The sequence below is a fragment of the Acinetobacter sp. MF4640 genome (assembly GCF_002018895.1).
Classification (GTDB): Bacteria; Pseudomonadota; Gammaproteobacteria; order Pseudomonadales; family Moraxellaceae; genus Acinetobacter; species Acinetobacter johnsonii.
Genome location: NZ_MVOM01000018.1, coordinates 1 through 21,832 on the forward strand (window position 1 = coordinate 1; position 21,832 = coordinate 21,832).

General features: G+C 40.8%; 18 protein-coding genes and 1 pseudogene. 18 read left to right on the forward strand and 1 reads right to left on the reverse strand.

Annotated features, from left to right (window positions below; translation table 11 throughout):
- Positions 1-117 precede the first annotated feature (117 nt).
- Together MF4640_RS07865 and MF4640_RS07870 are read left to right on the forward strand one after the other, a co-directional pair.
- A pseudogene (locus MF4640_RS07865) lies at positions 118-390 on the forward strand (IS30 family transposase); the annotation flags it as partial.
- Complete coding sequence (locus MF4640_RS07870; protein ID WP_078389199.1) at positions 383-1,213, forward strand: hypothetical protein; 831 nt, start codon at positions 383-385, stop codon at positions 1,211-1,213. The pseudogene MF4640_RS07865 and the gene MF4640_RS07870, both read left to right, overlap by 8 nt.
- A 44-nt stretch (positions 1,214-1,257) precedes the next feature.
- Here MF4640_RS07870 and mnmG read toward each other — a convergent pair whose 3' ends face one another.
- Positions 1,258-3,138, reverse strand: a complete 1,881-nt coding sequence (gene mnmG / locus MF4640_RS07875) for a tRNA uridine-5-carboxymethylaminomethyl(34) synthesis enzyme MnmG (RefSeq protein ID WP_078389200.1) — start codon at positions 3,136-3,138, stop codon at positions 1,258-1,260.
- Positions 3,139-3,391: 253 nt separating this feature from the next.
- On the opposite strand from mnmG, the gene MF4640_RS07880 reads away from it, so the two are divergent.
- From MF4640_RS07880 to MF4640_RS07955, 16 genes are all read left to right on the forward strand, one after another.
- A complete protein-coding gene (locus tag MF4640_RS07880; RefSeq protein WP_004696401.1) occupies positions 3,392-3,742 on the forward strand; it encodes a hypothetical protein in 351 nt (116 codons plus the stop codon).
- A gap of 138 nt (positions 3,743-3,880) precedes the next feature.
- On the forward strand, positions 3,881-4,768 hold the full coding sequence (locus MF4640_RS07885) for a bile acid:sodium symporter family protein (RefSeq protein ID WP_078389201.1): 888 nt from the start codon (positions 3,881-3,883) through the stop codon (positions 4,766-4,768).
- 44 nt (positions 4,769-4,812) lie between these two features.
- Positions 4,813-5,694, forward strand: coding sequence for a bile acid:sodium symporter family protein (locus MF4640_RS07890; protein WP_010327049.1), 882 nt, complete (start codon positions 4,813-4,815; stop codon positions 5,692-5,694).
- A 114-nt stretch (positions 5,695-5,808) separates the two neighbouring features.
- Positions 5,809-6,711: a 50S ribosomal protein L11 methyltransferase gene (prmA, locus tag MF4640_RS07895; RefSeq protein ID WP_004696394.1), complete on the forward strand. Its 903-nt coding sequence runs from the start codon at positions 5,809-5,811 to the stop codon at positions 6,709-6,711.
- 18 nt (positions 6,712-6,729) lie between these two features.
- A complete protein-coding gene (locus MF4640_RS07900; protein ID WP_078389202.1) occupies positions 6,730-7,629 on the forward strand; it encodes a DUF3426 domain-containing protein in 900 nt (299 codons plus the stop codon).
- Positions 7,630-8,009: 380 nt separating this feature from the next.
- Positions 8,010-8,279, forward strand: a complete 270-nt coding sequence (gene fis / locus MF4640_RS07905; protein WP_001086304.1) for a DNA-binding transcriptional regulator Fis — start codon at positions 8,010-8,012, stop codon at positions 8,277-8,279.
- A 90-nt stretch (positions 8,280-8,369) separates the two neighbouring features.
- Complete coding sequence (gene purH, locus MF4640_RS07910) at positions 8,370-9,944, forward strand: bifunctional phosphoribosylaminoimidazolecarboxamide formyltransferase/IMP cyclohydrolase (RefSeq protein WP_078389203.1); 1,575 nt, start codon at positions 8,370-8,372, stop codon at positions 9,942-9,944.
- 141 nt (positions 9,945-10,085) lie between these two features.
- Entirely contained in the window at positions 10,086-11,369 is a 1,284-nt protein-coding gene (purD, locus tag MF4640_RS07915; protein WP_078389204.1) for a phosphoribosylamine--glycine ligase, read from the forward strand.
- A 580-nt stretch (positions 11,370-11,949) separates the two neighbouring features.
- Positions 11,950-12,822 (forward strand): MetQ/NlpA family ABC transporter substrate-binding protein, encoded by an 873-nt coding sequence (locus MF4640_RS07920; RefSeq protein WP_078389233.1) that lies wholly within the window; start codon positions 11,950-11,952, stop codon positions 12,820-12,822.
- Between the two features lie 73 nt (positions 12,823-12,895).
- Entirely contained in the window at positions 12,896-13,921 is a 1,026-nt protein-coding gene (locus MF4640_RS07925; RefSeq protein WP_078389205.1) for a methionine ABC transporter ATP-binding protein, read from the forward strand.
- Positions 13,918-14,613: a methionine ABC transporter permease gene (locus tag MF4640_RS07930; RefSeq protein WP_004696373.1), complete on the forward strand. Its 696-nt coding sequence runs from the start codon at positions 13,918-13,920 to the stop codon at positions 14,611-14,613. The genes MF4640_RS07925 and MF4640_RS07930 overlap by 4 nt, the downstream gene beginning before the upstream one ends.
- An 86-nt stretch (positions 14,614-14,699) precedes the next feature.
- Positions 14,700-15,200, forward strand: coding sequence for a hypothetical protein (locus MF4640_RS07935; protein ID WP_227518529.1), 501 nt, complete (start codon positions 14,700-14,702; stop codon positions 15,198-15,200).
- Between the two features lie 313 nt (positions 15,201-15,513).
- Positions 15,514-19,083: a DNA polymerase III subunit alpha gene (gene dnaE, locus MF4640_RS07940; protein WP_078389206.1), complete on the forward strand. Its 3,570-nt coding sequence runs from the start codon at positions 15,514-15,516 to the stop codon at positions 19,081-19,083.
- 33 nt (positions 19,084-19,116) lie between these two features.
- A complete protein-coding gene (locus MF4640_RS07945; RefSeq protein WP_078389207.1) occupies positions 19,117-19,965 on the forward strand; it encodes an RNA methyltransferase in 849 nt (282 codons plus the stop codon).
- On the forward strand, positions 19,958-20,767 hold the full coding sequence (cysE, locus tag MF4640_RS07950) for a serine O-acetyltransferase (protein ID WP_004696365.1): 810 nt from the start codon (positions 19,958-19,960) through the stop codon (positions 20,765-20,767). Before MF4640_RS07945 ends, cysE begins: the two co-directional genes overlap by 8 nt.
- Positions 20,768-20,890: 123 nt before the next feature.
- Positions 20,891-21,793, forward strand: a complete 903-nt coding sequence (locus tag MF4640_RS07955) for an ABUW_2363 family tetratricopeptide repeat lipoprotein (RefSeq protein ID WP_078389208.1) — start codon at positions 20,891-20,893, stop codon at positions 21,791-21,793.
- The last annotated feature ends 39 nt before the right edge of the window (positions 21,794-21,832 follow it).

Sequence of the window (21,832 nt, forward strand, 5' to 3'; positions counted from 1 at the left end):
TTCTTGACTCAAGCATTAATGCAGTACGATCTTCAAAGTTAAGATGATGGTATGACAATTTTATATACTCCATAAACCCTTTAAATTAATTAGGTGGTTTATGTCGCACTTCAAGTTTTACTCTGCCAAGATTTAGGCATAGATGTATATTTCTGTGACCCACATTCACCCTGGCAAAAAGGCACATGCGAAAATATGAATGGTTTAATTAGGCAATATTTACCTAAAGGGATTGATTTAAATCAGGCAGATCAGCATTATTTAAATCAAGTTGCCATGTCACTGAATACTCGTCCTAGAAAGGCGTTAGATTGGCTTACACCATTAGAGAAATTTGCTCAGCTTGTTGATTATCATAAGGCTTTTGAAACTGTCGCACCTCATGTTTGAATTCGCCCTGCTTGCTAAAGAACTTGAATGTTTTCCTCCAGAACTTTTTTTAAACCCTTATACTTTTTTAAACACACAATTAGATTTGATTCAAGACTATCCTCTCTCTGATGGGTTAGATGTTCTAAGTAATCTAAGAGAATATTTAAAAGAGCAATCAAAAAAACCTTTAATCGATAGCTTATATACAGCTATTATTCATAAATATCCGACTAAAGAATCAACTTTAGGATTAAGTAGTGCTGCTATTGATAACATAATGTGGGCTTATGACAAACAAGCTAGACTGTTAAAAGATAGCAATAAATATGATGAAGCATTTGATTTATATAAAAATGCTGAAAAGATAAATCCCAAACATACAGGTTGTTTATTTAACCATGCTTTGCTTCTACAAATTTATGCTAAATCGCAAAATGACAGAGAAAATTTAGTTAAAGAATCAATTAATCAATATAAAAAATGTTTGGTAATAGATAATGATGATTTAAAAGCACTTATAAATCTTTCAAATGTATTACTTGACTACTCTCACCTTAAGCAAGACACTGATTTAATTGAACAAGCTTTCGAATATATTCAGAAAGCACTTAAATTAAGCCCAAATGAAACATATAATATTGCTTGTTACTACTCCATAAAAAACAATTCAAAACTCTGTAAAGATAACTTACTTCATGCAGAGCAACATAGCACACTACCTCATAATCCATTTAATCATTTATCGGAAGATAAAGACTTAGACAAAGTTCGCAATGAACAATGGTTTATAGAGCTTTTGGAACGCTTAAAAACAAAAGAAGAAGCAAACAAAGTAACATAAACAAAAAAACCCGCACTCAGCGGGTTTTTTATAACTTTAAAATCCTACGCAGATTTTTTCGCTTGTGCATTTTTACGGATCGTAATCATGATCAATTGCACTGCTGCAGGTGTTACCCCCGGAATACGATTGGCTTGAGCTAATGTCTCAGGACGTACATCTTTCAATTTTAAAGTAATTTCACGAGATAACCCTGAAACGACATCATAATTAAAATCGGCTGGAATTTTGGTTTCTTCCAAACGCTTCATTTGCGCAACGTCTTCATGCTGACGGTTAATATAACCTGCATATTTCACCGCGATTTCAATTTGATCGCCCACTTGTGCAGACACTTCTGAACCTGTGAGCTCCGCAATTTGAGCAAATGAAATATTCGGACGTTTTAACAAATCAATCGCAGAGCATTCTTTCGATAAATCTGCACCCGTCATTTCGACAAACTTTTTGCCCATTGGGTTGTTTGGTGCCGCCCAAAGGTGTTGTAAGCGACCTGTTTCCAGTTCAACCGCTTCCATTTTTTCACAGTAAGCTGCCCAACGCTCATCATCCACCAAACCCATTTCACGACCCACTGGCGTTAAACGTTGATCCGCATTGTCTTCTCGTAGCATCAAACGATATTCGGCTCGTGAAGTAAACATACGGTACGGTTCTTTCGTACCGAGCGTAATCAAGTCATCCACCAATACGCCCATATAGGCTTCATCACGTTTTGGTGTCCATTGCTCTTGATCCCACGCACGACGCGCAGCATTTAAGCCTGCTAGTAGACCTTGTGCACCCGCCTCTTCATAACCTGTCGTACCATTGATTTGACCGGCAAAGTACAAGTTATTGATGGCTTTGGTTTCTAAAGTAAACTTCAATGCTTGCGGGTTGAAATAATCGTATTCAATAGCATAGCCCGGACGTAAAATGTGCGCATTTTCCATCCCGCGAATTGAACGAACCAATTCAAACTGCACATCAAACGGAAGTGAAGTTGAAATACCATTTGGATAAAGCTCATGTGTATCTAAACCTTCAGGTTCTAAGAACACTTGATGTGAGTCTTTATCGGCAAAGCGGTGAATTTTGTCTTCAATAGATGGGCAGTAACGTGGGCCCACGCCTTCAATGACACCAGTGTACATCGGAGAACGATCTAAACCACCACGGATGATGTCATGGGTTTTTTCATTGGTATGTGTGATATAACAATTCACTTGTTCAGGGTGCATAGATGCATCACCCATGAATGACATAGTCGGTGATGGGAAATCACCCGGCTGTGGAATCATCACAGAAAAATTAACTGAACGCGCATCAATACGTGGTGGCGTACCTGTCTTTAAACGACCCACTGGCAAATTCAATTCACGTAAACGGTGTGCCAGTGAAATTGAAGGTGGATCACCTGCACGGCCACCGCTTGATTTTTCAAGCCCTACGTGGATTACACCACCTAAGAACGTCCCTGCGGTGAGTACAACTGTTTTCGCATCAAAGCGAATACCCGTTTGAGTTACAACACCCTTTACAGTATCACCCTCAACAATCAGGTCGTCTGCGGCTTGTTGGAAAATATCGAGATTTGCTTGGTTTTCTAAAGTGTCACGAATCGCGGCTTTATAGCGAATACGGTCTGCCTGTGCACGTGTTGCACGAACGGCTGCACCTTTACGTGAGTTTAGGATACGGAACTGAATACCACCTTTATCGGCAGCCAATGCCATTGCACCGCCCAAGGCATCAATTTCACGCACCAAATGCGATTTACCAATACCACCAATTGCTGGATTACAGCTCATCTGCCCTAAAGTCTCAATATTATGAGTTAAGAGTAAAGTCTGTCGCCCCATACGTGCCGCAGCCAATGCTGCTTCTGTACCTGCGTGACCGCCGCCGATAACAATGACATCGTAAACTTTAGGATAATGCATAGTGGTAAAGGAGATTAAAAAATGATAACGAAAGATTATAGCAAATTTTCGATTGTAAGTTGACAGATTCCGTGGAATTTATTGTATATGCGGTGCTGTGCTTACTGCGCCAGCACTAGGTTTATGTAATTTTACTTGCAGAGCAGTAGCAAAAACTCAACAAAGGATGCGTTTTGTTACCTGAAAAGCCTTGCATTAATTTGATCATTTTTTATCCTATAAGTTGATCATACAACAACCAAAGGTAAGCATTATGAATAAGAAGATTCTTTTTTCATCCATTCTCTGCGGTTTATTTTTTTCGCCTTTTGTATCAGCCAACGACAAAGTTGAAAAAGTCTATGATAGTCAACGTTATCAACAAGTCTGTAAAGGCAAGTCACAAGGAACAGCGGTTAGTTTTGCCTATCGAGGCATTATTTGGAATGGTACCTGTGAACCTCAATTTTTCCCAAGCTCAAAAAATGCCAATATTCATGGTGATGAAGCTGAGTTAGCCAGCATTTGCCAAGGCGACTCAAAAGCGACATCAATCAATATCGAAGGTAAAGAAATTAAAGGCAAATGTGCCCTTGGTTTTGTAGCACCTAAACCAAGAATGTAAGCAAAACAATTTAAAGTTCATGCTGTATTGAGGGTAAAAAATAGTCCATTTTTTACCCTTTTTTCGACCTTGTAAATTATTGAATTCTGTATACACTCAAAAACACAAAAGATAAAAAACGAATAAAAAAGGTATTCCATGGATTCGGAATTGTTTACAGTTTTTTTGCCTTTGACTTTGGCATTGATGATGATGGGGCTTGGTTTACACCTACGCCCAGCTGATTTTTATCGCCTCACACTGCACCCCAAAGTCATTTTCATCGCGTTATTTTCACAGTTAGTGCTGCTAGTTGGCATTGCGTTCCTGATTTGCCAATTTTTAAATTTAGCGCCTATTTTCGCGATTGGTTTGATGCTCGTTGCAGCCTCACCGGGCGGACCAACGTCAAATCTATTGACCTATTTATTTAAAGGTGATGTTGCGCTCAACATTACTCTTACAGCCACGAACTCCATCATTTCAACACTAACCCTGCCTTTTATTATTAATTTTTCACTGATGTACTTTCTACAAACATCACAACCCGTTGACATGCCCGCCATGAAAATGATGAAAGTTTTTTTCATCACTTTACTTCCAGTCAGTATGGACATGTTTTTACGTTATTACTTTCCAAAACTTGCCGACAGATTAAACCGCCCAATGCGTATTTTGTCTGCAAGCTGTCTTCTTTTTATCTTTTTTCTCGCACTGTACTTAGAGCGACATAATTTTGTTGAATATGTGTTTGAGATTGGGCCTGCCGTAGCCTTATTCTGCTTCTGTAGCATGTTTATTGGTTTTTTTGTGCCACATCTTGCCAATATTCCAGAAAAGCAAGCCTTAACTTGCTCCTTTGAGATCACCATTCATAACACCGCACTTGCCATTACGGTTGCCCTGTCAGTCTTAGGCAACACTGCCATGGCCATTCCTGCCGGTATTTATTCTATTTTCATGTTTGTATTTGCTGCGTTATTAGGCCTATTAATCTCGCGAAGAAATGACAGTTTATTTTTGAAGAAAGAGACCGTAGCTGAATAAGTTCACGGTCATGATTTATATAATTTTAAGGAGAATATGCACCTATGGATTCAGGAATTATAACTATTATGTTACCCCTAGCTCTTGCCATCATCATGATTGGCTTGGGCTTAGAGTTAACTCCGAAGGATTTTGCACGCGTCAGCAAGCATCCCAAAGCAGTATTGGTTGCTTTATTTTGTCAGTTGGTACTTCTTGTTGGGATTGCCTTTGTAATTTGCAAAGTACTCAACTTACCGCCACTGCTTGCCGTCGGCTTAATGCTCTTAGCAGCTTCTCCAGGTGGTAGTACTGCAAACTTATTTAGCTATTTGTTTAAAGGTGATATTGCGCTCAATATTACTTTAACCGCAATTAACTCCGTTATTGCAGCGTTTACCTTGCCGCTAATTGTCAACTTTGCCATTCAGTACTTTATGCAGGATGGACAACACGTCAGTATGCAGTTTAGTAAAATCTTGCAGGTATTCTCGATTATTCTTATCCCCGTCTGTATTGGTATGTTGATTCGCCACTATGCACCTTCTTTTACCAAGAAGCTGAATAAGCCATTGCGTATTTTTTCTGTTGTATTTTTGGTCTTAATCATTGTTGGAGCAATAGCCAAAGAACGCGCCCATATTCTGGAGTATCTGACTCAGGTCGGTTTAGCGACAGTCATTTTCTGTATTTGTAGTTTAATGATTGGTTATTTTGTACCGAGACTACTCGGGATCAACAGTGCTCAAGCTCGGGCCTGTGCCTTTGAAATTGGCATTCATAACAGTACCCTTGCCATGACCATTGCACTCACCGTGATGGCCAGTACCACCATTGCCATGCCCGCAGCGGTCTATTCTATTTTTATGTATATCTTTGCTGCCATCTTTGGGACATTACTCAACCGTTTTGCCCCATCGGTTCAAACCAGTACAGAACAAGCCTAGAACAGGTGTAGATCTAAGGATGCTTCGGCATCCTTTTTTATTTTGAGGAATGCTGTCGAACTGCCCCCTGTTCCGCTACAATATTTATTTATACATAAATATTAGGTTATTCCTGTGAAGTGGTTACAAATTCATATTACGGTTGATCAAGCGCAAGTCGATTTTACTGAAACCCTTTTAGAATCTTTGGGTGCAGTCAGTGTCACATTAGATGATGCAGAAAACCAAGACTTACTTGAACCACTTCCAGGTGAAACGCCACTTTGGAATAAAGTCATTGTGACGGGTATCTATGCGCAAGAAGACGACGAAGAAATTGATGTCAATGCATTAGAAACGTTTATTCGCACTCAAATGCCTGATGCACCGATGCGTAGCGAATTTCTTGAAGACCAAGAATGGGAACGCACATGGATGGATGCCTACGAACCAATTCAAATTGCTGATAAATACTGGATTGTGCCTGAATGGATGGAAGCACCAGAACCGGATGCAGTGAACATTAAACTTGATCCAGGCTTAGCGTTTGGTACGGGGAACCATGCATCTACTTTTCTTTGCCTGCAGTGGTTAGGTAAAACTGATGTTAAAGATAAAATCGTGATCGACTATGGTTGTGGTTCAGGTATTTTAGGTGTTGCTGCTCTACTTCTTGGTGCAAAAAAAGTCTATGCCACAGATATTGATCCACAAGCAATTTTAGCCACTGAACAAAATGCGGCGCTCAATGGCGTGGCTGAGAACCTTTATGTCGGCTTACCAGACGAGTTCAATTTAGAGCTTGCTGACCAAAAAGCAGATGTCTTTGTTGCAAATATTTTGGCAGGCCCGCTCATGATGTTAGCGCCTGAATTCGCAACTTTAGTCAAATCTGAGGGAGAGTTCGCACTTGCAGGTGTAATTGAAGAGCAAGTTTCTGATGTTTCTAGTGTTTATTCTGAGTTTTTTGATATATTAGAGGTCGAGAAACGTGATGAAAACTGGTGCCGAATCTCGGGTAAACGCCACACCCTTTAAATGAACCCTTAATACACTATGAGCGACAAACAAACCTCTTGCCCTAAATGCCTAACCATCTACAAAGTAAGTGTTGCACAACTCACTGTTGCGCAAGGTATGGTTTGTTGCCCAAAGTGTTCGATGACCTTTAATGCGCTCTCGCATTTAAGCACGGGTCATACTTTTGACACAGGTGAGGAAAGATCGTCGAATCAGAATGACATGAGCATGTCTTCAAATTCAGCATTTTCCTCTCCTCGTGTAGACAGCATTCATTTTGATTTATCACAATCTGCTGCGCTTTCAATGTCGACATCAAATTTGCTTGATATTTTCAATCTGAAAGTTGAGCACTCCAACATTGACCTCAAAACCTATTTAAACAATTTAAACTATTTTAGTACCGACCCGATTGGTAACTATCCTGCCATGAATTTGGCAGACAACAATCCAACGAAACCGCAAAAAAGCCCGATGTACTATATGCTTTGGGGTGTGATTAATTTCAGCTTATTGGCATTATTGTGTTTCCAATACCTATGGTTTAATCCACATATCCTCAATAATAGCCCAGCATTAGGTGCAACCTATAATAAAATTTGTCTCGTACTGAACTGTAGCAGCCTACAAGAACGTTACAGTCTGATCAGCATTAACAAATTAAAAGTAAAACGTCTCGATGCACAGAAAACTCAATTTTCAGGTGAACTGATCAACTATCATGACACCAGCCTTCCCCTACCAGATCTTAAGGTCATTTTAAAAGTGGATGGTGAAGTCGATTCAACCTATCAACTACATGCAAATGAATATTTGATTGATAGCCTGGTTGGAATTAAACGAATTCCTAAAAATAGTCCGTTCAAATTCAAATTTAGCCTGCCAGTCAGCCGTAAAAGCTTCAATCATTACAGTTTAGAAATAGTCCAGCCCTAAAATTTAAAAAAAATGTAAAAAAAGTGAAAAAAAATGCAGTTTTCTTGCTCACTTTTTCTTAGACAATGGTATGATACGCGCCACAAAAGCTTAGTGCTGCAATCTCCTCAGTCTTTTAATACAAATAGAACATCAGCAAAAATGCGCGTTATCGAAATATCGCGTATTTAGCAGATTTTTTTGTTTAAAAAAGGTCGGTAACAAATATTTAACTATTGTTACGCTTATATTTCGACCAACTTAGCGATATTGTGGCATGCTAAATGTACAGTTTTAGAACTAGTCGTTTTAGGATCTAAAACGAAGTTCATTTTAATTTTAGACCACTTTATATATGTCACTTTACCCAAGTGATATTTAGATTTTTCGGATTACTTCGCATGAATAGCAAATCTCCTATTTTTACTGCACAGTCTGATGTCGCTCTTCGTATTCACGTAGATCGCGCAGTTCGCCACTATTTTGCACAACTGCAAGGCGAGCAACCATCTCAGGTCTACGACATGGTGCTGGCAGAAATGGAGAAACCTCTTCTATCTGTAGTTTTAGAATATACCCGCGGTAACCAAACACGTGCTGCGGAGATTCTAGGACTTAACCGTGGAACTTTACGTAAAAAGTTAAAAGCTCACGGTTTAATGAGTGAATAAATGATAAAATGCTTGCGGCTTCCGCGGGCATTTTTTTTACCTGCTATTTTTGGCTTTTTGTTTTAATTCTTGATAACTGTGACGAAGATCATGACCATTAAACGCGCTTTAATCTCTGTTTCCGATAAAACTGGCATTGTTGAGTTCGCTCAAAACCTTGTTGCTCTAGGGGTAGAAATTTTATCTACTGGCGGTACATATAAGTTGTTAAAAGACAACAATATCGCTGTAGTCGAAGTTTCAGAGCATACGGGTTTCCCAGAAATGATGGATGGTCGTGTAAAAACGCTACACCCGAAAATTCATGGTGGTATCTTAGCTCGTCGCGGTCTAGACGAAGCTGTGATGGCTGAACACAATATCGATGCGATCGATCTTGTGGTTGTGAACCTTTATCCATTTGCTGCAACAGTCGCTAAACCAAACTGCTCACTTGCGGATGCGATTGAAAATATCGACATCGGCGGCCCAACCATGGTGCGTGCTGCTGCGAAAAACCATGCATCTGTGGGTATTGTGGTCAATGCTACAGACTATGACACTGTTGTTGCTGAGCTAAAAGCAAATGGTGCTTTGTCTTATGAAACTCGTTTTGACTTAGCCGTTAAAGCATTTGAACATACAGCACAGTATGATGGCATGATTGCTTCTTACCTAGGCGCTCGCGTAGGCAAGGAAGAAGGTCAAGCTGACAAGTTTGCACGTACCTTCAATACACAATTAAATAAAGCTCAAGACTTACGTTATGGTGAAAACCCGCATCAGTCAGCAGCATTCTATGTAGAAAATACAGCAACTGAAGCATCTGTTTCAACAGCGAAACAACTTCAAGGTAAAGAACTTTCTTATAACAACATTGCAGATACAGATGCCGCACTTGAATGTGTCAAATCATTTGCAAAACCTGCTTGTGTCATCGTTAAACACGCAAACCCATGTGGTGTTGCTGTATCTTTAGATGGTATTCAAGCAGCATATGACTTGGCTTATGCAACAGATCCTGAATCAGCTTTCGGCGGTATCATTGCATTCAACCGTGAATTAGACGTTGCAACTGCACAAGCGATTGTTGACCGTCAGTTTGTGGAAGTCATCATTGCACCAAGCATTGCTGAAGGCGTACTTGAAGTCACTGGCGTGAAGAAAAATGTTCGTGTTCTCGTTTGTGGTGAATTACCTGCACTTGATGAGCGTGCGCCACAACTTGACTATAAACGCGTCAATGGCGGTTTATTGGTTCAAGACCAAGACTTAGGTATGATCACCAAAGATGATTTAAAAGTCGTGACGAAACGCGCACCAACGGATGCTGAGATTGATGATTTAATTTTTGCATGGAAAGTTGCGAAATACGTGAAATCAAATGCCATTGTTTATGCTAAAGGTCGTCAAACCATTGGTGTAGGTGCAGGTCAAATGAGCCGTGTTAACTCAGCGCGTATTGCTGCAATTAAAGCGGAGCATGCAGGCTTAGTGGTTGAAGGTGCTGTAATGGCCTCTGATGCATTCTTCCCATTCCGCGATGGTATTGATAATGCAGCGAAAGCAGGCATTAAATGTATTATCCAGCCGGGCGGTTCAATGCGTGATGAAGAAACTATTGCAGCAGCTGATGAAGCTGGTATTGCAATGGTCTTCACTGGCATGCGCCACTTCCGTCATTAATTTACAATAATTCATATTCAAAAATCCCCCTAAATCCCCCTTTTTAAAGGGGGACTTGTCATGAATTAAAGGACTCTTTAAATTCGTGATACCCCTCCCTTTTCAAAGGGAGGTTGGGAGGGATTAAAAAAGGATAGTAAGATGAACATTTTAGTTTTGGGTAATGGCGGTCGTGAACATGCATTGGCATGGAAAATCGCGCAAGATGAAAAAGTTGCAAAAGTTTTTGTTGCACCAGGCAATGCAGGAACTGCAACAGAAAACAAATGTGAAAATATTGCACTCAACATTTTAGACAATGCTGCAATTATCGACTTTGCAAAAAACAATGCCGTAGATTTGATTATTGTGGGTCCAGAAGCACCACTTGTAAATGGTGTGGTGGATGCTTGCCGCGCGGCAGAGCTTCAAATTTGGGGCCCAACTCAATTTGCTGCCCAGCTAGAAGGCTCAAAAGCATTTGCTAAGCACTTCTTAAAACGCCACAACATTCCTACAGCGTTCTACGATGTATTTACTGAAGTCGATGCAGCGAAAGCATTTGTTGAAAAAAATGGCGCACCAATCGTGATCAAGGCCGATGGTCTTGCTGCGGGTAAAGGCGTGATTGTAGCCATGACCAACCAAGAAGCTTTTGATGCGATTGATGACATGTTGGCGGGCAACAAATTTGGTGATGCTGGTTCACGTGTTGTGATTGAACAGTTCCTTGCGGGTGAAGAAGCGTCTTTCATTTGTATGATTGATGGTGACAACATTTTACCGATGGCGACTTCACAAGATCACAAGCGTATTTTTGAAGGTGACCAAGGTCCAAACACGGGCGGTATGGGTGCATACTCACCTGCTCCAGTGGTTACCTCTGAAGTATTTGATCGTGCAATGACTGAAATTATGCGTCCAACTGTGGAAGGCATGAAAAAAGATGGTCATGTTTACACAGGCTTCTTATATGCAGGCCTCATGATTGATGAACAAGGTCAACCTCGTGTAATCGAATTTAACTGTCGTTTTGGTGACCCTGAAACACAACCGATTATGATGCGTTTAAAATCATCATTGGTCGATCTGGTTGAAGCTGGTATTGCAGGTAATCTTCCAGCAGAAGCTGAATGGGATGAACGCAAATCAATTGGTATTGTTCTTGCAGCAGAAGGCTACCCAGAAACTGTTCGTCAAGGTGACGTAATCTCTGGTCTTGGTCAATCTCCTGAGAACACAAAAATCTTCCATGCGGGCACTACAATGAGTGCCGACGGTCACATCTTGACTGCAGGTGGTCGTGTTTTATGTGTCACAGCTCTTGGCGATACCGTACTTGAAGCGCAAGTCAATGCTTTAGAAGTTTGTGGTCAAGTTACATTTAAAGGTATGCAATATCGTACGGATATTGGTTATCGTGCGATTGCGCGTGAAAATGCTTAAAAACATTCATACCGTAAAAACCCGCTAAATGCGGGTTTTTTTATTGCAAACCTCTGCGAATTTTTTTAAATATATCCGTATGAATATAAATCAAGTTCTAAAGATGTAGCTATATTCATCTGTATTCTGAGACATACTTTTTGCACTTTATACTCGTTATATCTATTTTTTGTATTTAGTTTAGATAAAATCTTATAAAGAACAAAATTTATGCAAATTATTATTTTTAAATAGATTAATTAAAAATAATATATTGTTTTCATTATAAAATTATAAACAAAATTCAAATTACTAATCTTTAAATAAGATAAGTATTGAACTTTTATGCTCTATATCGAATATTACTTTGTTGATATGATGTGCAAAATTTAACGATTGAGCAAAGATGTTTCTAGTGAGTTGAAAAAGTTAATCTTTTCCAAAGTGAAAGCACATATTCGACTGATATCGAATTGCACGCTTTCAAAACTCACATTACAGTCATATGCAACAAATCAGAAATGCCTGATTTAAAATCAATTGATCTCTCTATTGTTCAGCTAAGTTAAGCCTCGTTTAGATGCTTACTCGGGAAGAAAAAATGAAAAAAATTCTAGGAATTGCGCTGGGTTTATCTGTTGCTTTAACTGGTTGTAGCAAACCTGAAGCACCTGCAACAGATGCAGCTAAAACGGATACAGCGGCAACGGAGCAAACAGTAACCATCGCATCGACTGGCTCTGATGCTGATATTTGGCGCCACATTGCAACTTTGCCAGAAACTAAAGCAGCGGGCTTAAAGTTAGACATCAAAAACTTCACTGACTATGTCGCAATGAATACTGCTGTTGCAAACAATGAAGTCGATGTAAACGCATTCCAATCTTATGCTTACCTTGTGGCATATAACGAAGCGAACACAGCAAAGATTGTCCCTCTTTCAACGACCTACCTAGAGCCTATGGGCATCTATTCAAGCAAAGTCAAAACACTGGCTGAATTTAAAAATGGTGCTACGATTGCAATTCCAAATGATGGTGCGAACGAATCACGTGCATTGTTATTATTACAATCTGCGGGTCTAGTGAAGTTAAAAAATGACTTCGACTTCGTGAAAGGTACTTCGAAAGACATCGTTGAAAACAACAAAGCTCTCGTTATCAAACCAATTCAAATGGCAACAGCTGTACGTGTGAAAGACGAAGTTGATGCAATTGTTTTGGGTAATACCCTTGCAATGGAAGGTGGTCTAAACGTATTGAAAGATGCGATTTACTATGAACCAATCGATCAAACCACAAAAATGAACGTAAACGTACTTGCTGTGGCTGAAGCGCGTCAAAATGACCCTGTACTGAAAAAAGTCGGTGAACTTTACCATGTCGCTGCAGTCGGCAAATATGTTCAAGAACATTTTGGCGGCACAAAAATTGATGTGAACAAGCCTGTAAGCTACCTTACTCAAGCTAAATAGTAATATAATCAAATCAACGAAACAGGCAAAGTCTCTTTGCCTGTTTTTTCATTTTTGTGTAGTTTTTGACGATATGATTCAATTTAAAAACATTTCAAAGCACTATCAGCTGAAAGGCCAAACCATTCCTGCACTGGACCAAATCAATTTGGATATTCCAGAAGGTAGTATTTTTGGCGTTATTGGCTATAGTGGTGCAGGTAAAAGTACCCTCATTCGTTTGATCAATTTACTTGAACGTCCAACCGAAGGCCAAGTAATTATCAATCAGAAAGACTTTACTGCATTAGATGCAAAAGCATTACGTCAAGAACGTGCAAATATTGGCATGATTTTCCAGCATTTTAATTTACTGCAAACCAAAACCGTTGCAGCCAATATTGAAATGCCCATGAAACTTTTAGGTTATAGCAAAGCTGAACGTGAAAAACGTTTGAATGAGCTACTTGAGTTTATTGATCTCAAACACAAAAAAGAAGCTTATCCAGACGAGCTTTCGGGTGGTCAAAAACAACGTGTCGGTATTGCACGTGCGCTTGCCAACCATCCTAAAATATTACTTTGTGACGAAGCGACTTCTGCACTAGACCCGCAAACCACCAAGTCAGTTTTAGACTTGCTCAAAAAAATCAATCAAGAGCAAGGTATTACCATCGTCATGGTGACGCATGAAATGGATGTGATTCAAAGCATCTGCTCACATGTGGCCGTGATGGAACTCGGCAAAGTGGTTGAAACTGGGAAAACGGTGGACTTATTTAGTCGCCCACAACATGCAACAACACAGAATTTTATTCAAACGATTTTACATCAACAACTACCGATTAAACTTCTGAATAACCTCGAACATAAGCATCATCATAGTATTTACCGCTTACAGTTTCTTGGTAACTCTGCACACGAAACCGTAATTCAAAACTTAATTAAACAGTTTGATATTAGTCTCAATATCCTGTTTGCCAACATGATTGAAATTGATGGCAATGTGATTGGACAAATGTTTGTTCAGCTCTTGGGCGATGAAAGCCTGATTGCTGAAGCGGTTGAGTTTTTAAAACAACATGGTGTGGCTGTTGAACAATCAGGAGAGCTGGCATGAGAGATTTAATTGTCCAGTGGTTAACTCAAATCACAGCGCCTTTTTGGAAAAGCTCTTTATCAATTGACCAGTTTATTACTGCTTTGCAAGAAACATTTCATATGGTGTTTTTTGCAATGCTATTTGGCTGTATTTGGGGCTTTATTCAGGCCATCATTTTATTGGTCACACGTCCTGATGGTATTTTGCCAAACAAAGCGATTTATCACAGCCTGAACCCAATTGTGAATGCCCTGCGCTCTCTGCCCTTTATTATTTTGCTGATTGCGGTTTTACCTTTAACCAAACTCATCGTCGGCACATCGATTGGCACGTGGGCAGCGATTGTTCCGCTCACCATTTATGTTGGACCATACATTGGTCGTTTGGTGGAAACTTCATTACTGGAAGTGAATGAGGGGATTATCGAATCTGCACAAGCCATGGGTGCAACTCCACTACAAATCATCTTTAAATTTATTTTACCTGAAGCACGCAGTTCACTGATTTTAAACTTAACCACAGCCACGATTAGCTTAATTGGTGCAACCGCGATGGCCGGTGCAGTGGGTGCAGGTGGTATTGGTGACCTTGCTATTTCTTATGGTTATCAACGTTTTGATACCAGTGTCGTGATCCTCACGGTGATTGTGCTGTTAATCATGGTGCAAATTGTACAATCCGTTGGCGATTGGCTATCTAAACTGCGCTAACAAAATTAAGCTCTCAATATTGGGAGCTTTTTTTCAGGTCTAAGTTTTATATCATGCGGCAAACAAAACTTTTAAAAGCTATAACGATGAAAATAACAACTCTATTGATCAGTCTAAGTCTTTTGCCGATGCTCAGTCATGCAGCTTCAAATCCCTATAACTACGTCACCAGTGTGAAAGTGAATCAGGTTGAACTCAATGCACCCGTGTCAGCACATCAAGTCAGTCAATTACTCTCTCATCCGAATGGAAAAACCAGCAAACTATATGCCGAATGTACAGGCAACTATGAATACAGTATTACAAGTACCCAACCCAAAAGCCTAAAGTTTGAGATTTTTAACGAAGATAATCCAAAGATTCAGACTGAAAAATTCTATAAAGACAAAACGAATTTCAAACAACTCGGTCAAACCAAAGGCCGTGTTTGGCTTGACTGGAAAAGCACTCAAGCGATGAGTGAAAATATACGCGTGCAAAATATTCAGATCACACCGAATTATACTTTGCAGCAGTTTAAACAAGACTTTAAATACAGTGCACAAGGTATGGTAGCATCAGGTGAAGCCCAAGTTTTGCTCTTGTAGCCCAATGAAATCAAAGCCTTTCTAAAAGAACCGCAAGACTTTGCCCCACCCTACACGGCTTATCTCAACTTTGGTTTTAAAAATGGACGGTTAAGCAGCTTTGCCATTCAGCAAGCAGTGGCCTGCTAAAGGCTTTTATGCCAAGAAACAATGCGACTAACATTGACTTTTCTAAGTCGTTTAGAACTTACTGACAATAAAATAAACAGTCCAAACACTGCGACCTATTAAATTTTGCCAATTCATTTGAATGGCACTCAGAATGAAGGCAGAGCATGTTAAACTATCCAGCGGTTTTTGCAGGGACTCACTTATGCACTTTGTACATCTTGGTATTCATACAGAATTTTCAATCACAGAATCAATTGTACGTATACCTGATTTAGTCAAAGCTGCTAAGGCAGAAGGTATGCCAGCCCTTGCCATTACTGACTTATCTAACTTACACGCTGCTGTAAAATTTTATGGTAAATGCTTAGATAATGGCATCAAACCGATTATGGGTTCAGAAGTTCGTTTGAACGATGCTGAACATCGTGTGACATTATTGGCGATGAGCAATGTTGGCTGGCGTAATCTAACCGAACTGGTTTCAGAAGGTTTTATCCGTGGTCAACAGCTTGATATTCCTTGCGTTGCAAAAGACTGGATTTTAGAACAAAACCATGACCTGATTGCGCTACTTGGCATGCGATCTGATGTCGGCAAAATGCTCTGTACATCGAATCCGCAAAAAGCCGAACCTTTACTCGAAGAATGGATTGCAAAATTTGGCAATCGTGTTTATTTGGCTCTATGTCGAACAGAACGCTCAGGTGAAGATGACTTCAATTATGAAGCCTTAAAACTGGCTAAAAAATACAATATTGGTGTAGTTGCGCACAACGATGTGCACTTCATGAAAGAAATAGACTTTGAAGCACATGAAGCCCGTGTCTGTATTGCCGATGGTTATGTATTAGGGGATAATCGCCGACCAAAAAATTATTCTCCAGAACAATATTTTAAAACTGGCCAACAAATGGCAGAATTATTTGCAGACATTCCATCTGCAATTGAAAATACTTATCAGATCGCGAAGCGTTGTAACGTTACCCTGCAATTAGGTAAATACTTCCTGCCTGACTACCCTATTCCTGAAGGCCATACCATTGACACCTACTTTGCACATTTATCCAAAGTAGGTTTAGAAGAGCGTTTAGACTTTTTATATCCACCTGAAACGCGTGATGAATACTGGCCTCAAAAACGTAAAGAATACGATGATCGTTTAGAGTATGAAATCGGGACCATTCTTAAAATGGGTTTCCCGGGCTACTTCTTGATTGTCATGGACTTCATCCAATGGTCCAAAGGTAATGGCGTGCCCGTTGGCCCGGGTCGTGGTTCAGGTGCTGGTTCACTTGTTGCTTACAGCTTAAAAATTACGGATCTCGATCCTCTCCCATACGGACTACTCTTCGAACGCTTCTTAAACCCAGAACGTGTTTCAATGCCCGATTTCGACGTCGATTTCTGTATTGCTGGTCGTGATCGTGTGATTGACTATGTGGCGCGTACATACGGACGCGATGCAGTATCACAAATTGCCACTTTCGGTACTATGGCAGCCAAAGGTGCCATTCGTGATGTGGCACGTGTCTTGGGTAAATCCTATGGTTTGGCAGACCGAATCTCAAAAATGATTCCGACCAAACCTTTAGGTTTAAGCCTCGAAGAATCCATTGAAGCAGAGCCACAACTTAAAGACATTGTCACCAACCCATCTAACCCAGACAATGACGATGCTGCTGAAATTTGGGAAATGGCATTAAAACTCGAAGGCATTACCCGTAACACAGGTAAACACGCAGGTGGCGTGGTCATTTCCCCAACTAAAATTACCGACTTTTCTGCCGTCCTATGTGACGCAGATGGTACAGGTCGTGTTGCGCAGTACGATAAAGACGATGTTGAATCTGCAGGTCTAGTAAAGTTCGACTTCTTGGGTCTGCGTAACTTAACGGTCATTGAAGATGCCGTGAAGAATATCAATAAGCGCATTCAGCTAGATGTGCCTTTAGACATTGCGTTCATTCCGCTTGATGACAAAGATGCATATCTCATCTTTGCCAATGCCAACACCACAGCGGTCTTCCAGTTTGAATCCGTGGGCATGAAAAAAATGCTCAAAGAAGCACGTCCAAGCAAATTTGAAGAAATTATCGCCTTCGTATCCCTTTACCGTCCGGGCCCAATGGACCTGATTCCAGACTTTATCCACCGTATGCATGGTGGCGAGTTTGAATATCTTCACCCCCTACTTGAAGGTGTACTTGAGCCGACTTACGGCATTATGGTTTACCAAGAACAGGTAATGCAGGCAGCACAGTATTGTGCGGGCTATAGCTTGGGTGGTGCGGACTTACTACGTCGTGCGATGGGTAAGAAAAAGCCCGAAGAAATGGTCAAACAGCGCCAAATTTTCACGGAAGGTGCAGCAAAAAAAGATATTGATAAAGCCACTGCCAACCATATCTTTGACTATATGGAAAAGTTCGCAGGTTATGGCTTTAACAAATCGCATGCTGCAGCTTATGCCTTAGTGGCCTATCAAACGGCATGGCTCAAAGCGCATTATCCAGCTGAATTCTTAGCAGCGGTGATGTCATCGGAAATGCAAAACACCGATAACGTGGTGTTCTTGATTGATGACTGCCGACACAATGATATAGAGGTATTGCCGCCTTCGGTCAATATGTCTATCTATCAATTCCATGCTTCGAACGACAAAACGATCGTTTATGGACTCGGTGCAATTAAAGGCGTCGGCGAAGCAGCGATGCAGTCGGTTATTGACTCGCGTATTCAAGATGGGCCGTATCGTGACTTGTTTGATTTCTGCCATCGTATTGATCTGAAAAAAATCAATAAACGGACTTTAGAAGCATTAATTCGCTCAGGTGCTTTAGACTGCCTCGGCATTGAGCGCTCAAGTCTAATGGCGCAGCTTCCTGAAGCGGTACAAGCGGCAGATCAAGCTCGCTCAAACCGTGAAACAGGCATCATGGACTTGTTCGGTGATGTTGAAGAAGTACAACGTAAACCCGCCAAACCCGTTAAACCATGGTCGGACGAAGTCCGTCTCAAAGGTGAAAAAGACACTCTAGGGTTGTATTTAACCGGCCACCCAATTGATGTCTATCGCACTGAGTTGAAAGCGTTTATTCCGAACAAAATTAATGAACTTACTCCAACCCGTCGTGGTGTCACTACGGTTTTTGCAGGTCTCGTGGTTGATGTAGCTAACTTCCCGAACCGAATGATGGTGACCTTAGATGATGGTACCTCACGAATTGAAGTCTCTGCGAACCATGAACGCTTTATGCGTTTTAAAGACATCATTCAAAATGAAAAAGTGGTGGTAATTGAAGGTGAAATTTACGAGCGTGAAGGCTTTGACCGTCCAATGGGACGCTTAACCAAGGCATTTACCCTGAATGAAATTCGCCAAAAACGTGCCAACTGTATTCAAATTCGTCTCGACCCAACACATAGCACAAAAACACTGAGCCAAGATTTAAAAAATATTCTTGCACCCTTTTGTAATGTCGATATGTGTAATCACATTCCGCTGCAATTGCTGTTGGACTACCCGTATGCCACGGCTGAATTACACTTAGGGATTAATTGGAAAGTGGCGCCGCAGGATGAACTACTGTCTAAACTCCGTGACTATTTTGGTAAAGAAAATCTTCATGTGGAATATCAAGTCAAATCCAAAGCAGCCAAAGCGGTGAGCTATGAAGAAGCCAAACCTGTAGATGTACCACCGCCACCTGCGGATATGAGCATGGATGATGCCATGGACTTATATCAGGCTGAAGTCGGTCAGTTCTCTTAATTATTTAAATTTTAAAGATTCATTGGAAAAATCATGAGCCAATTTGACAATGCCGCTGTTTCAGCGCATCTCTCCCATGTGCGTATTGTCATGGTCAATACCACACTCCCTGCAAACATTGGTAGCGCACTGCGCGCCATGAAAACGATGGGACTCTCAAAACTGGTTTTGGTTGCGCCAAAAACCTATCCACATCCCGATATCGATGCTTTGGCTGCGGGTGCAACTGATTTAATTGAGCAGATTGAAATCGTTGAAACCCTTGCTGATGCCATCAAAGACTGCCATTTAGTGTTTGGCACGAGTGCGCGTAGTCGTACCATTCCTTGGCCCTTGCTAGACGCACGTCCCGCAGCTGAAAAATCAATTTCAGCAGTGGTGAATGATCAGCAAGACGTTGCTGTTGTATTTGGCCGTGAAGACCGCGGACTGACCAACGAAGAACTGGCCATGGCCAACTATCATGTCACCATTCCTGTAAATACAGACTATGGCGTGCTAAATGTGGCTCAAGCCATTCAAGTGATTTGTTATGAAATGCGTATGGCAACTCTTGCTGCTGTGGAAAGCGGTAAAGATGAAGCTGCAACCATGCCTGTAACAGATACAGAGTCTATGCAGTGGGATGAGCCTTTGGTCACACATGAGCAAATGGAACAGTTCTACCCGCACATTGAAAAAATGTTGGCTGAGATTGAATTTTTAGATCCAAAAAATCCTCGCTTACTGCCTTTACGCTTGCGTCGTCTTTTTGGACGTATACAATTAGATCGTATGGAATATCATTTACTTCGTGGTATTTTTAGTCGTGTACAAGCTTTAAATAACGGCACATGGAAAAAGTCAAATACGGATCAAACAGAGGATCAATCAAATGCTTAAACAGCTCAAAGAAGATATACAAGCTGTATTCGCGCGCGATCCTGCGGCACGAAACACTTTAGAAGTTCTAACCACATATCCAGGCATTCATGCCTTGATCATGCACCGTATGGCGCATGAGTTATGGAAAAAAGAATGTAAAGGCTCAGCACGTTTATTGTCTTCTTTTAGCCGTTTTGCAACAGGTATTGAAATTCACCCGGGTGCGAAAATTGGTCGTCGTTTTTTTATTGACCATGGCATGGGCGTCGTGATTGGTGAAACCGCTGAAATTGGTGATGATGTGACCCTATATCATGGCGTCACTTTAGGTGGGACCACGTGGAATAAAGGCAAACGCCACCCGACCTTAGAAGACGGCGTGGTAGTGGGTGCTGGCGCTAAAATTTTAGGCCCCTTTACTGTCGGTAAAAATGCCAAAGTCGGCTCAAATGCAGTCGTCACCAAAGCTGTTCCGGCTGACACCACCGCAGTGGGTAATCCTGCACGCTTTATTTCTAAAGATAAACCGAAAGATGAAGCAGAAACACGTCGTCGTGATTATGCAGAAAGTATTGGTTTCCAACCTTATGCTGCAACGCAAGACCAGTCTGATCCAATTCTTGAAGGTATGCGTGTTCTACTTGACCGCATTCAGCTGAATGAGAAAAGGATGAACACCCTATGCCAACGTTTGTCTTTGCTTGATCCAACTTTTAAAAAGCAACAACAAAATGAACAACCCTTTAGTGCTGAAGAATTGAAAATTTTGGAAGATGTACGCCGCGAATGTGAAGCTCAAAGCCTACCATCCAATGACTAAACATGAAAAGTGTTAGTTTTTGAAACCCTGCCTATAGCAAACCTTGCATGTTCATCAGAGTTTTTTTAGACTGACGGACATGCCTTTTATACCACTTCTTAAAATAATGAATGGATGAACCTTATGATGCTTAAACCCTTAGCGGTTGCTGTTCTTGCTGTCTCGTTTTTAACAGCGTGTAGCTCAAACCCAACGAAGAACAATAGTGATACCATCGTTTTTACAGAGCCTGAATTAACTGCACCATTTTATGCACTCAATCCATTTAATTATGATGCGCCACCTCCATTTGAAATTAACTTAAAAAAAGCAGCAGCTCAACCCGTAACTAAAATGGAAGTGACTCGCTCTGACGATCCATCTAAAAAACTGGTTTTAGACACCAATAAACTGATTATTCCAACCGTAAACAGCAAAGACCGTCAGTTGAAGTTTGCCGTACTGGCGGGTGACAATGAAGTCGACATTACTGAAATTGATGACTTCTTACAGTTGGTTGAAGGCAAAGCCCGTCACTACCCACCACGTTTTACAGAACGCCAAGAACGTAAAGGTTTTGAGTTAAAACTAAAAGAAGTGACACAACAGCTTGATACGTTAGCATCGAAAGACAATGCTTCATTTGACGTACTGGTCCGTGCATTCAAAGCCAGCGTTATGGCACGTAATTTAGACCTTGGTTCAGTCTATACCACCAAGTCTTTGGCTTATGCACAACGTATTTTAAAAATAAACCAAGAAGACCCTGAAGCAAACTTCTGGTTCGGTTTTGCTTTGTCTGAAGGTGGTGGTCAACGTGAAGCAATGCCATACCTCGATAAAGCAATGAAAGCTGGTGTTCAAGAAGCCTATTTAGCGACAGCAAATAACTACATCGCGATGGAACAAAAGAAAAATGCGGTGCAAACCTTGAAAAACTACAAATTGAAATATCCACAAGAAGCTGAAGTTGCGGATCGCTTGATTAGTGAAATAGAAAAACAAGGTCGTTGGAATGTTTGGCAAGTTCTAAATACTGCAAAATAATCCCATCATTTATGATGCATCTAAAAATAGACCGAATTT